The sequence below is a fragment of the Streptomyces sp. NPDC001941 genome (assembly GCF_040296945.1).
Lineage (GTDB): Bacteria > Actinomycetota > Actinomycetes > Streptomycetales > Streptomycetaceae > Streptomyces.
In genome coordinates this window covers 152,243-166,436 of the sequence record NZ_JBEOYE010000008.1, presented here as the reverse complement: position 1 = coordinate 166,436, position 14,194 = coordinate 152,243, and the positions used below count along the sequence as shown (strand labels likewise).

At 73.1% G+C, this 14,194-nt stretch carries 3 protein-coding genes; 2 read left to right on the top strand and 1 reads right to left on the bottom strand.

The genetic code is table 11. From position 1 onward, the window contains the following. Positions 1–22 precede the first annotated feature (22 nt). Complete coding sequence (locus tag ABT160_RS09780; protein WP_351645788.1) at positions 23–1,216, bottom strand: aminotransferase class V-fold PLP-dependent enzyme; 1,194 nt, start codon at positions 1,214–1,216, stop codon at positions 23–25. A 312-nt stretch (positions 1,217–1,528) separates the two neighbouring features. Between ABT160_RS09780 and lat the strand changes: the two genes are divergently transcribed. Both lat and ABT160_RS09770 read left to right on the top strand, forming a co-directional pair. Beyond that, positions 1,529–2,905, top strand: coding sequence for an L-lysine 6-transaminase (lat, locus tag ABT160_RS09775; RefSeq protein ID WP_502984188.1), 1,377 nt, complete (start codon positions 1,529–1,531; stop codon positions 2,903–2,905). 108 nt (positions 2,906–3,013) lie between these two features. Beyond that, a complete protein-coding gene (locus tag ABT160_RS09770; protein WP_351645786.1) occupies positions 3,014–14,116 on the top strand; it encodes a non-ribosomal peptide synthetase in 11,103 nt (3,700 codons plus the stop codon). Positions 14,117–14,194 lie beyond the last annotated feature (78 nt).

Below are 14,194 nucleotides of genomic sequence, written 5' to 3'. Positions count from 1 at the left end.
CCTCGTCCTTTCGTGACCGGCCTCAGCGGGGGAGCAGTTCCCCGAGCGCGTCCGCCAGGATCCGTATCTCCGCCCCGGTGTTGTAGAAGTTCACCGAGACCCGCAGCAGCGCCCCGTCGGGCCGCTCGCTCACCGCCACCTCGATCCGGTGGCGCTCCCACAGCTCCTGCTTCAGCCGCCCGGCCCCGGCGCCGCGCGGTGGCCGGAAGGCCACCATGGCGCCGGACAGGGCGGGGGAAGCCGGCGTGACCGCGTCGAGGCCGAGCTCCCCGGTGAGCAGCTCGCGCAGCCGCCCGGCGAGCCCGGCGCGCCGCTCCCGGATCGCCCGGGTGCCCAACCGGTCCTGGAAGTCGATCGATTCGGGCATCGCCAGCCAGGGGCAGATGTCCCTGGTGCCCTCGCACTCCAGGCGGCGCAGGCGCGGCGTGGAGCCGAACCGGTCCCGCTCGTCGGGCGGGCTGTCCGGCGGGGGTTCGTACGCCCAGCTGACCTGCAGCGGCTCCAGGCCGGCCAGCCGGTCCTCGGCGACGTGCAGGAAGCCGACACCGGTCGGGGCGAGCAGCCACTTGTGCCCCGAGCCCGCGTAGAAGTCGTACGGGACCGAGGCGAGGTCGAGGTCCAGGAAGCCCGGCGCGTGGGCGCCGTCGACCACCGTGAGCACGCCCCGCTCCCTGGCCGCCGCGCACAAGTCCCGCGCGGGCAGCACCATCCCGGTGCTGGCCAGCACGTGGCTGAAGCCGAAGAGCCGGGTGTCCGGGCCCATCGCGGCGACGGCAGCGGCCACCACCTCCTCGGGACCCGACGGCGCCTCGGGCAGCGCGAACTCCCGTACCCGCAGGCCGAGCCGGCGCGCCATCCGCTCCCAGCACCAGCGCATCGGCGGGTACTCGTGGTCGGTCAGCAGGATCTCGCCGGGCGCCGCCAACTCCAGCGACGAGGCGACCAGGTTGACCGCACCGGTCACGTTCGCGCACAGCAGCAGCCGGTGCGGGTCGGCGCCGAGCAGTCCGGCCAGGCTCTCGCGCGCCTTCCACAGCAGCGGCGGCACCTCGCGCAGCAGGAAGTCCATCGGCGCGGCGGCCAGATGGGCCCGCAGGTCGGTGATGCGGTCGAACGTGCCGCGCGGCAGCGGCCCGCCGGAGCCGGTGTTGAGGTTGACGGCGGCCGGGTCGAGCAGCATGCGGCCGCGGGCTTCCGCCCAGTCGGCAACGGCCATGTCGTGTGTCTCCCGCGCATTCGGTGAGGAAGAACCAAGAATTGGGAACCCGTCACCCAGGGCGACGGGAAGCATCGACGCAAGCAGCCTAGCAGCGAATGCCGGATCTACAAGAGTGCAATTCCCGCAGGTGACAGGGGCGTTGAGCGAAAATGCGCGAAGAGATGCCGGAGAGAGGCAAAAGAGAGGCGCAAGAGGCCAGCCGGTTAGCATGATGAGGCCGAAAATCCAAATCCCGGAATTCCGCCCCCCACCGAGTGAGCCAGAGCCCGCACACCGTGAATTCCGTCTGCCCTACGGGAGTTTCCGAACGTGGCTGAGAAAGCAGAACTCCGTCCCGGCATCCGCACCCTCGATGCTCCGCACCCGGCGCCCCCCGCTGTGCACGAGGTGCACCCCACCCTGGAACGCCACATGCTCGTGGACGGCTACGACTTCGTCCTCGACCTCGCCGCCAGCTCAGGAACCCGCCTCGTCGACGCCGCCACGGGCGACTCCTACCTCGACCTCTACTCGTTCTTCGCCTCGGCCCCCCTCGGGGTGAATCCGCCGGCGCTGGCGGAGGACCGGGAGTTCGTGGCCGCGCTCGGCGCGACCGCCCTCAACAAGCCGTCCAACCCCGACTTCTACACCGTGGAGTACGCCCACTTCGTGGCGACCTTCACCCGGGTCCTCGGCGACCCCCGGCTGCCGTACCTCTTCTTCGTCGACGGCGGAGCGCTCGCCGTCGAGAACGCGCTGAAGGCCGCCTTCGACTGGAAGGCCCAGAAGCTGGGCCTCGACGAGACGGGCGTCGACGAACTGCGGGTGCTGCACCTGGAGCGGTCCTTCCACGGCCGCAGCGGCTACACGCTGTCCCTGACCAACACCGAGCCCGCCAAGACCCGCGGCTTCCCCAAGCTCGGCTGGCCGCGCATCCCCTCGCCCGCCCTGCGCCACCCGCTCACCGAGCACGCCCGGGAGAACGAGGCCGCCGAGCGGCGCGCGCTGGCCGCCGCCGAGGAGGCGTTCCGCACCGCGGACGGGAAGATCGCCTGCTTCGTCGCGGAGACCATCCAGGGCGAGGGCGGCGACAACCACCTCAGCGCCGAGTTCCTCCAGGCGATGCAGCGGCTGTGCCACGACAACGACGCGCTGTTCGTCCTGGACGAGGTGCAGAGCGGCTGCGGCATCACGGGCACCCCGTGGGCCTACCAGCAGCTCGGCCTCAGCCCCGACCTGGTCGCCTTCGGCAAGAAGACCCAGGTGTGCGGAGTGATGGGCGGCGGCCGGATCTCCGAGGTGGCCGACAACGTCTTCACCGTCTCCTCCCGGATCAGCTCCACCTGGGGCGGCAGCCTCACCGACATGGTGCGGGCCACCCGGATCCTGGAGGAGGTCGAGCGCACCGGCCTGTTCGACACGGTCGTGCAGCGCGGCAAGTACTTCCTGGACGGCCTGGAGGCGCTCGCCACCCGGCACCCCGGCGTGGTCACCAACCCGCGCGGCCGCGGCCTGATGTGCGCGGTCGACCTGCCCGACGGCGCGCGCCGCGACGAGGTGCTGCGCCGCATGTACCGCGAGCACCGGGTGATCGGCCTGCCCTGCGGGGAGCGCAGCGTGCGCTTCCGGCCGGCGCTGACCATCACCGAGAGCGAGATCGACGAAGCGCTGGACGCGCTCGGACGCAGCCTCACCCCCGCCTCCTGAGGCGGCACGCGCTCCGAGCCACGGCAAGTCCGCCCACCCGGCGGTCCTGCGGCGGCCACCGGCCGCCGCGGGGTTTCGCACTCACCCCGCACGACGGAGAGCCCACGAATGAAGCCTGCACGTCACCCGGTGACCGCCGCTGACTGGTTCGCCCGGATCGAGGGCGTGTCGAGCGAGCGCTGCGATCTGGAAATGCTGCTCAAGGACGAGTGGCGCAACAAGGTCGCGGTCCGCGACGACGACCCGAGCACCCGCGTCACCAGGAGCCGGGAACTGCGCGTCGCCGGAGCGGACCACGCCGCCCTGGAGGAGGCGCTGGGCGCGCACGAGGGCGTGTCGCCCGCCGCGTACGCGGTCGCCGCCCTGCACGCCGTGATCCGCGCCTACGGCCACGGCACCAGCACGGTCGCCGCGCTCGTCGACGCCACCGGCGTCGCAGGACCGCGCCGCGCCCGCGTGCTCCCGTTCGTCGTCGACCACGCCGCGCAGGCAGGGCTCAGCTGCCTGGAGGCGGTACGCGAACTGGACGCGGCGGTCCGCCAGGACTCCGCGTACGTGGGCGCCGACGAGGCCCTGACGCGCGGCCTGTTCGACGTCCACCTGGTCCTCGCCGACCGGGAGATCGCGCTCGCCGAGCTGGCGCCGACGCCGCTGGCCCTGGTGGTGCGGGACCTCCCCGGCGAGGAGTGCGTCAGCTGGACGCTGGCGTACGCCGACGAGCTCTTCGAGGACCGCACGATCGAGGGCGTCCTCGACGTGCTGCGCGAGGTGCTCGGCCAGTTCACCCGGCACCCCGGGCGGACCGTCGCCGAGATCGACCTGGTCTCCGAGGAGCAGCGCGCGCGGCTGGCGGAGTGGAACGCCACCGACGGGGAGTTCCCGCGCGACAAGCGCCTGGACGAGCTGGTGGCGGACGTGGCGCGGCGCGCGCCGGACCGGGAGGCCGTGGTCTTCGGCGACCTCAGCCTGACCTACCGCGAGGTCGACGCGCGCGGCAACGCCGTCGGCCACCACCTGCGCGGCGCGGGCGTGCGGCACCAGGACCTGATCGGGCTCTACCTGGACAAGAGCGACCTGGGCGTCTGCGCGACCCTCGGCATCTGGAAGGCCGGCGCGGCCTACGTGCCGATCGACCCGGCCTACCCGGCCGAGCGGGTCCGCTTCGCCGTCGGCGACACCGGGCTGCGCTTCATCGTGACCAACCGCCACCACGTGGAGCGGCTGCGCGAGGTCCTCGGGGCGGAGCACGCCGGGGTGCGGCTGATCGCCGTCGAGGACGCGGTCGCGGGCGACGGGCCGCGCGGGGACCTCGGCCTCGACCTGTCCCCGGGCGACCTCGCCTACCTCACGTACACCTCCGGCACCACCGGTGTGCCCAAGGGCGTGCCCAAGTACCACGACAGCGTGGTCAACAGCATCACCGACCTGTCCGAGCGCTACGACATGCGCACCCCGGGCACCGAGCGGGTCGCCCTCTTCGCCAGCTACGTCTTCGAGCCCCATCTGCGCCAGACGCTGATCGCGCTGGTCAACGAGCAGACCCTGGTGATCATCCCGGAAGAGGTACGGCTCGACCCGGACCGCTTCCCCGCGTACATCGAGCGGCACGGCGTCACCTACCTCAACGGCACCGGCTCGGTCCTGCAGCACTTCGACCTGCGCCGCTGCACCGCCCTCAAGCGGCTGCTGCTCGTCGGCGAGGAGCTGACCCCGGCCGGGCTGCGCGGGCTGCGCGAGCGCTTCGGCGGCCGGATCGTCAACGAGTACGCCTTCAGCGAGGCCGCGTTCGTCACCGCCGTCAAGGAGTTCGCCCCCGGCGTCACCGAGCGCCGCGACCGCAGCATCGGCCGCCCCGTGCGCAACGTGAAGTGGTACGTGCTCAGCCAGGACCTCAAGCAGCTGCCCGTCGGCGCGATCGGCGAGCTCTACATCGGCGGGCGCGGCGTCGCCCCCGGCTACCTCAACCGCGACGACCTGACCGCCGAGCGGTTCACCGACAACCCCTTCCGCACCGACGGCGAGCGGCGCTCCGGCGAGAACGCCCGCATCTACCGCACCGGCGACCTCGCCCGCGTCCTGCCCTCCGGCGAGGTCGAGTTCATGGGCCGCAGCGACTTCCAGCTGAAGCTCAACGGGGTCCGCGTCGAGCCCGGCGAGATCGAGGCCCAGGCCACCGAGTACCCCGGGGTGCGCAAGTGCGTCGTCATCGCCCGCGAGGGAGCCGGCGGCGCCACCGACCGCCACCTGGTCGGCTACTACCTCGCCGACCCCGGCGCCGAGGTCACCGAGGAGCGGCTGATCTCCTTCCTGGAGGACCGGCTCATCCGGATCATGGTGCCCGCGCGCATGGTCCGGCTCGACACGATCCCGGTGAACGTCAACGGCAAGGTCGACTGGCGCGCCCTGCCGCCCGTGGACGTCGCCCCGCCCGCGCCCGCGGCCCCCTCCTCCCCGGGCGCGGGCGGCGGCGACCTGGACGCGCTGCGCGCGATCTGGGCCACCGTGCTCGGCCTGCCCGCCGCCCGCATCGGCGACGGCGACGACTTCTTCCGGCTCGGCGGCCAGAGCATCTCCAGCATCCTGCTGATCGCCCGCGTCCGCCGCGAACTCGGCGTCGAGATCGGCGTCGAGGACGTCTTCGCCCTGCGCACCCTCGGGGCGCTCGCCGCCCACCTGGCCGAGCGCCGCCGCGAGCCCGCCCCCGCACCCGGGGCCGCCGGGCCCGTGCCGACGGCCGAGGGCGAGTCCGTACGGCTGCGGGCCAACGGCCTCCAGCAGGGCCTGCTCTACCACGCGCTCAAGGCCCGCACCGGCGACGACGCGTACGTCATGCAGTCCGTGCACCGCTACCGCTGCGCCCTGCGCCCCGGGCTGATGAAGGAGGCGTGGCAGCACGCCCAGCGGAGCTACCCGGCGCTGCGGCTGCGCTTCGAGTGGGCCGAGGAGCCGCTCCAGATCATCGACCACGACGACAAGCCCTTCGACTGGCGCTACGTCGACCTCAGCCCCGTCACCGACCCCGAGGAGCAGGAGGCCCGGCTGCGCGAGCTCCAGCGCCGCGACCGCACCGAGCCCTACGAGCCCGCCACCGGGCGGCTGTTCCGCGTCTACCTGGTCAAGCAGCGCGAGGACCTGTACGCGCTGATCTTCAGCTGCCACCACCTGATCCTGGACGGCTGGAGCTTCCCCGTCCTGCACGACGAGGTGCACCGCGCCTACCTCGCCCTGGTGCGCGGCGAGGAGGTCCCCACCGTCGTCGACGGCGCCTACGCGGCCGCCCAGCGGCACTGGGAGGCCCACCGCGACGACCACGTGGAGTACTGGACCGACCAGATCGCCCGGATCGAGGAGCGCGGCGACTTCGGCGGCCTGGTCAAGGAGGACATCCGCTACCAGGTCGACCTCAGCGACTACGACGAGGTCCGCGAGCACCGCACCCGCACCCTGCGCCTGGGCGCCGAACAGACGGCCCGGCTCAAGGAGTTGTGCGCACGACACTCGGTCACCCTGCACTCGGTGCTGCAGTTCGTCTGGCACAAGGTCCTCTACGCCATGGGCGGCGGCGACACCACGGTCGTCGGCACCATCGTCTCCGGCCGCCACCTGCCCGTGGACGGCATCGAGAAGTCCGTCGGCCTGTTCATCAACACCCTGCCGCTCGTCGTCGACCACGAGCGGCAGAACGCCCGCACGGTCGCCGACGCCCTCGGCGACGTGCAGAGCGCCGTGAACACCATGAACAGCAAGGCCGTCGTCGAGCTCGGCCGGCTCCAGACCGGCGGCATGAAGCGCCGCCTCTCCGACACCCTGCTGGTCCTGGAGAACTACCCCGAACTCCTCGCCGAGGCCGAGGAACTGGCCCACGACGAGCACCTGCGCTTCGAGAAGGGCTACGACTCCGACAAGGTCGACCACCCGCTCGCCGTGGTCGCCCGCGAGGAGGGCGAGGAGCTCACGGTCACCCTCTGGTACGCGGGCGAGCTCTTCGAGGACGCCACGATCGCCACCCTCCTGGAGACCACCCGCACCCTCTTCGCCCAGGTCGCCGCCGACCCCGCACAGCCGGTGGCCGCGCTGGAGTACGTCTCCGAGCCCACCCTGCGCCACTTCGAGGTGTGGAACCGCACCGAGGCGCCCTACCCCGGCCACAAGACCCTGCACGGGATCTTCGAGGAGATGGCCGCGGCCTTCCCCGACGCCACCGCCGTCGTCTACCGCGACCGCAGGCTCACCTACCGCGAGCTCAACGAGCGCGCCAACCGCCTCGCCCACCACCTGCGCGACACCGCCGAACTGCGCCCGAACGACCTGGTCGCCCTGGTCACCGACAAGAGCGAACTGATGATCACCGCGATCCTCGCGGTGTGGAAGACCGGCGCCGCCCACGTGCCCATCGACCCGGCCTACCCTGACGACCGCATCGCCTTCATGTGGCAGGACACCAGCGCCCGCCTGGTCCTCACCAACGACGCCCACACCGGGCGCCTCTCCGCCCTCGCCGACCTGCCCGTCCTCGGCATCGAGAGCCTGGACCTCGACACCGGCCCCGCCCACGACCCGGTCACCGACGTCACCAGCACCGACCTGGCGTACGCGATCTACACCTCGGGCACCACCGGCCGGCCCAAGGCCGTCCTCGTCGAGCACCAGGGCGTCGTCAACCTCCAGATCTCCATGCGCCGCCTGTTCGGCCTGGAGAAGGAGCGCCGCCAGGAGGCGCTGCTGTCCTTCTCCAACTACGTCTTCGACCACTTCTACGAGCAGATGACCGACGCGCTGCTCAACGGCCAGAAGCTGGTGGTCCTGGACGACACCATGCGCACCGACACCGAGCGCCTGTACCGGTACATGAACGACGAGCAGGTCACGTACCTCTCCGGCACGCCCTCGGTGCTCTCCCTGTACGACTACTCCACCACCACCTCGCTCACCCGCGTCGACGCCATCGGCGAGGACTTCACCGAACCGGTCTTCGACAAGATCCGCTCCACCTTCGGCCGCACCATCATCAACGGCTACGGCCCCACCGAGATCTCCATCACCAGCCACAAGCGGCCGTACGAGCCCGGCGAGCGGCGCGCCACCAAGAGCATCGGCCACCCCGTCGCCAACACCGCCTGCTACGTGCTCAACAAGCAGCACAAGCGGGTCCCCGTCGGCGGCATGGGCGAGCTGTACATCGGCGGCGTCGGCGTCGCCCGCGGCTACCTCAACCGCGACGAGCTGACCGCCGACCGCTTCGTCGACAACCCCTTCCGCACGCCCGCGGAAGCCGCGGCCGGGCTCAACGGGCGCATGTACAAGACCGGCGACCTGGTGCGCTGGCTGCCCGGCGGCGAGCTGGAGTGCCTGGGCCGCACCGACCTCCAGGTCAAGATCCGCGGCCAGCGCGTGGAGCTCGGCGAGGTCGAGGCCGCGCTCTCCTCCTACCCCGGCATCACCCGCTCCCTGGTGATCGCCCGCGAGCACGAGCCGTCCGCGTCCACCGCCCGGCAGAAGTACCTCGTCGGCTTCTACGTCAGCGCCGACGAACACGACGAGACGGCCGTCAAGCAGTGGATGCGCGGCAAGCTGCCCGAGGCCATCGTGCCCGCCCGGGTCCTGCGCATCACCGACATCCCCGTCACGCCCAGCGGCAAGCTCGACGTCAAACGGCTGCCCGAGACCGACTTCGGGGCGGGCGAGTCCACCGAGTACGCCGCTCCCGCCACCGACGTCGAGGTCAAGCTCTGCGGCATCTGGTCCGCCGTCCTCGGCGTGGCGCCCGACCGGGTCGGCGTCCACGACGACTTCTTCGCCCTGGGCGGCGACAGCATCCGCGCCATGGCCCTCGCCCAGGCCATCACCACCGGCTTCGGGAGCGGCCTCGGCGTCGCCACCGTCCTGCGGCACACCACGCTCGGCGCCCAGGCCCGCCACATCCAGGAGGCCGCGGGCCGCGCCGACGACGACCGCGACCCGGCCGCCGTCCGCGCCGCCACCGGCGCCCCCCAGGTCTCCCTGGCCCAGGAACGCCTGCTGTTCATCGACGAGTTCGAGGGCGGCACCTGGGCCTACAACATCCCCTTCGCGCTGCGCCTGACCGCCGCCCCCGACGCGGTGGCCGCCGCCCTGGAGGCCCTGCTGCGCCGCCACCCGGCCCTGCGCACCCTGCTGCGCCGGGACGCCGACGGCACCCGGCGCCCGCTGGTCCTGCCCGGGGACGAGGCCGCCGCCCGCTTCACGCTCGCCCGCCACACCGTCGACGGCGCCGCCGCGCTCGACCGGGCGCTGGTCGCCCGCTCCGAGCACGTCTTCCGCCTCGACGAGGAACTCCCGCTCCAGGCGGACCTGTTCACCCGCGAGGACGAGCCCGGGCAGGCGTACCTGAGCCTGGTGCTGCACCACACCTGCTGCGACGGCTGGTCCTGGAACCTGCTGCGCCAGGAGCTGTCCGCGCTGCTCGGCGGCGCGCCCGCGACCGCCCTCGGCCGGGCCGGCGGCGACTACGCCGACTTCGCCGCCTGGCAGCGCCGGTACCTCACCGGGCGCCGCCTGGAGGACCTGACCGGCTACTGGCGCGGCGCCCTCGCCGGGTTCGAGACCGTGCGGCTGCCCCTGGACCGGCCGCGCCCGGCCCGCTTCGACTACCGGGGCCGCGAGCTGGAGTTCGCCGTCGACGCGGCCACCACCGACGGGCTGCGCGAGCTCGCCAGGGACGCCCGGGTCAGCCTGTACAGCGTCCTGCTGGGCGCCTGGGCGCTGGTCCTGCACGCCTACACCGGCCAGGACGACTTCGTCGTCGGCACCCCGTCGGCCAACCGGGCCCGCCCCGAGTTCGACCGCACCGTCGGCTTCTTCGCCAACCTGCTCGCGCTGCGCGTCGGCGTCGACCAGGACGCCACCCTCCTGGACCACGTGCGCGCGGTGGGCGAGCGGGTCGTCGCCGCCCAGGTCCACGGCGAGCTGCCGTTCGAGCAGCTGGTCAAGGAACTGGACGTGGAGAAGGACCCCAGCCGCCACCCGGTCCTGCAGATCAACTTCACCCTGCAGAACGTCACCGACCGCGACCTGGGCGACGGCGCGCCGCAGGGCGCCGACCTGGTCCCGTACCAGCCGGACGCCCAGGGCAGGACCGCCACCAAGTTCGACCTCTCGGCGACCCTGACCGAGCGCGACGGCGGCCTCGCGGGCAACCTGACCTTCGCCGCCGCCCTCTTCGACGACGCGAGCGTGGCCGGGTTCGCCGCCACCTACCGGCACGTCCTCGCCGAGTTCGCCCGCCTCGCCCCGGCCGGGGGAGCGACCCGGCTGGCCGCGGTCGGCCGGCTCGACCCGGCGGGCGAGGCGGCCCTGCTCGCCGTCGCGACCGCCGTGGGGAGCGACGACCGGACGGCCGCCCCGGCGCGCACGCTGCACGCGGTCTTCGAGGAGTGCGCCGCGCGCACCCCCGGCGAGGTCGCGGTGGTGTGCGGCGAGACCACCCTCACGTACCGTCAGCTCAACGAACGCGCCAACCAGCTCGCCCACCACCTGCGTTCGGTGGGGCGGCTGCGCCCCGGCGACCTGGTGGCGCTCGTGCTCGACCGGAGCGAGGCGACGGTGGTGGCGATCCTGGCGGTGTGGAAGGCGGGCGCGGCCTACGTGCCGATCGACCCCGGCTACCCCGAGGACCGGATCGCCTTCATGCTCCGGGACACCCGGGCCCGCCTGGTGGTCACCGGAACCGCGCACGCCGGTCGCCTGACCGCCCTGGCCGACTGCCCGGTCGTCGACGCCGAACGCCTCCCCATGGGCTACCGCTCCGCCGAGGACCCGGACGCGCGGGCCACCCCCGACGACCTCGCGTACGCCATCTACACCTCCGGCACCACCGGCCGCCCCAAGGCCGTCCTCGTCCCGCACCGCGCGGTCGACAGCTTCCGCGCGGAACTCGCCGGACGCTACTTCCCCGCACCCGAACGGGCCCGCCACGGCGTGCTGTTCCTCGCCAACTACGTCTTCGACTTCTCCGTCGAACAGCTCGCCCTGTCCGTACTCGCCGGACACACCCTGCTCATCCCGCCGCAGTCGCCCGCCCAGGACGACTCCTTCTACCCCTGGGCCGAGTCCAACGGCCTCACCTACCTCAGCGGCACCCCCACCCAGATCACCCAGTTCGACCTGGCCCGGCTGCCCGGCCTGCACTGCGTCCTGGTGGCCGGGGAGGCCTTCCACGAACGGCACTTCGACACGATCCGCGCCGCCTACCCGGGCGTCCTGTACAACGCGTACGGCACCACCGAGACGGCCGTCTACAACACCGGCCACCGCTTCGCCCCCGGCGACCCCTACCGCAACACCTTCGGCGGCCCGCTCGGCAACTCGCGCCTGTACGTCCTGGACGAGGCGGGCCGCCTGCTGCCCGAGGGCGCCGTCGGCGAGCTCTGCGTCGCCGGCGACTGCGTCACCGACGGCTACCTGGGCCGCGACGAACTGACCGCCGAACGCTTCGTACCGGACCCGTTCGCCGCCCCCGGGCAGGACGGACGGCTCTACCGCACCGGCGACCTGGTGCGCCGCACCCGCGACGGCGGCATCCAGTACGTCGGACGCAACGACGGCCAGGTCAAGATCCACGGCCTGCGCGTCGAGCCCGGCGAGGTCGAGGCCGTCCTGGCCGGCTGCCCCGGCGTGCGCGAGTGCGCCGTCCTCGCCGCCCCCGACGAGCACGCGCCCGACACCAGGCGCCTGGTCGGCTACTACGTCCCCGAGCCCGGGGCCCGCGTCGACGAGGACGCCGCCTTCGCGCTGCTGCGCGCCCGGCTCATGCCCAGCATGGTCCCCTCGCTCCTCGTCCGGGTCGACGGCGCCCTGCCCATGACCATCAACGGCAAGCTCGACACCAAGGCCCTGCCGCGGGCCGGCACCGCCGCCCGCCGGGCCGCGTACGCCGCCCCGCGCAGCCGCACCGAGGCACGCCTGTGCCAGCTGTGGGGCGACCGGCTGCCCGGCGGGCACGTCGGCGTCGACGACGACTTCTTCCGCTGCGGCGGCGACAGCATCAGCGCCCTGCACCTGGCCGGGCAGATCCAGCGCGAGCTGGGCCGTCGGGTCAGCGTCAAGGACGTCTTCGACCACCCGACCGTGCGCGGCCTGGTCGAGCACGTCCTGTCCCGGCCCGCGGGCGAACCCGCCGCGGGGACCGACGGCGAGCCCGCCGAGCAGGGCCGGCTCACCGGAGCCGTACCGCTGCTGCCGGTCCAGGAGTGGTTCCTCGCCAAGCCGCTCGCCGACCGGTCCTGGTGGAACCACGCCTTCGCGGTACGCACCCCCGCACTCGACCCCGGGCGGCTGCGCGCGGCCGTGGCCCGGCTGGTCGGCCACCACGACGCCTTCGCCCTGCGCTACGACGGGCTCGAAGGCCCCGGCCCGGTCACCCAGCGCTACGACGGAGGGCCGCTTGACACCACCGTGCGCACCCTCGACGTACGGGGCCTGGCCGAGGACGAGATCGAACGCCAGCTCGGCGACTGGCAGAGCGGCTTCGACCTGGCGCACGGCCCCGTCCACGCCGTGGCCCACCTGCACGGCTACCCCGACGGCAGCGACCGCGTCTGGTTCGCCGTGCACCACCTGGCCGTCGACACCGTCAGCTGGCACGTCCTGGCCCAGGACCTGGAGATCCTCTACCACGGCGGCGAGCTGGAGGAGAAGACCAGCAGCTACCGCCAGTGGGGCGAGGCGCTGCGCCGCTACGCCCCCGACGAGGACGAGCGCCGCCTGTGGGAGGCCACCGCCCGGGACCTCGCCGGACACCCGCCCATGGAACTGATCGCCCGCCAGGGCGCGGCCACCCACCGCGCCGGGTTCACCCTCGACGAGGACCTCACCCGCACCCTGCTCACCGAGTGCCACTGGGCGTACGACACCACCATGAACGACCTCCTCCTCACCGCCACCGGCCTCGCCCTGCGCGCGGTCACCGGACGCTCCGTCCACCACGTGACGGTGGAGGGCCACGGCCGCGAGCGCTTCGACGGCGCCCCCGACGTGCGGGACACCGTCGGCTGGTTCACCACCATGCACCCGCTCGGCGTCGAGGTGGACGACCAGGACCTCGGGGCCAGCGTGCTGGCCGTCAAGGAGGCCGCCCGCCGGGTCCCGCACCACGGCATCGGCTACGGAGCCCTGTTCGGCCGGTACGGAAGCGCCCGCGCACCCCTGCCCCCGGTCAGCTTCAACTACCTGGGCCGGGTCTCCGACACCGGCGACGCCGGGGACGGCTGGCGGCTCGACTCCGCCATGTCCGGCGCCCGGATCTCCCCGCGCAACCGGGGCGCCGACCAGTTCGGCCTCGACGTGACCGTGCGCTGCGCCTCCGGCCGCCTGGTCGCCGACGTCGACAGCCGCCTCGGCGAGGACACCACCCGCCGCTTCACCGACGAACTACGCCTGTGGACCGAGCGGTTGACCGCCCACACCGCGGCCGTCGCGCGCGGCAGCACCGGCGGCGCGGTCCGCGCCGCGGGCGGCGGGCGCCCGGCGCAGGAGGAGTTCGAGCCGTACCTGCTCGCCAACGAGGAGTGCGAGCCGACGCTGTTCGTCTTCCCGCCCGGCGAGGGCGGCGCCGAGAGCTACCTCAGCAACCTCGCCCAGCGGCTGCCCGGCTACCGGCTCGTCCTGTTCAACAACGTCCACCTGCACGCCCCGATGGAGTCCTTCGAGGCGCTGGGCGAGTACTACCTGGAGCACATCGTGCGGCTGCGCCCCAGCGGTCCGTACAGCCTGCTCGGCTGGAGCTTCGGCGGCGTGCTCTCCCTGGAGGTGGCGCTGCGCCTGGCCCGCGCCGGGGAGCGGGTGGAGGACCTGTTCCTCATCGACCCGTACTTCAACGTGCGCTGGGCCGTCGAAGCGGCCGGCCTGCCCGGAACGGAGGACGTCCTGGACCCGATCAACTACCACTACGTGCCCGAGGCGGCGGACCTGGAGCGGGTCGCCAAGGACGTGCGCAACCTGGTGCTGTTCAAGGCGGACGAGCCCAACGAGATCGTCCGCGACGCCGTCCAGGAACGGGTCTTCGCCCACTACCTGCGCTCGCCCTACAACGGCCTGGACACGCTCCTGCCGGCCGAGTCCATAGAGGTGCGGCGGCTGCGCGGCGAGACCCACCACTCGTGGGTGCGCAACGACGCCCTGGTCGCCGAGATGGGCGCCCGCATCCGCGAGCCGCTGCGGGCGGAGCAGCGGTGAGCCGTACGCCTCCGCCACCGGCCGGCGCCCGTCGTCCCCAGCCCGACGACGGGCCCCGCCCCGTCACCAGTCACCAGC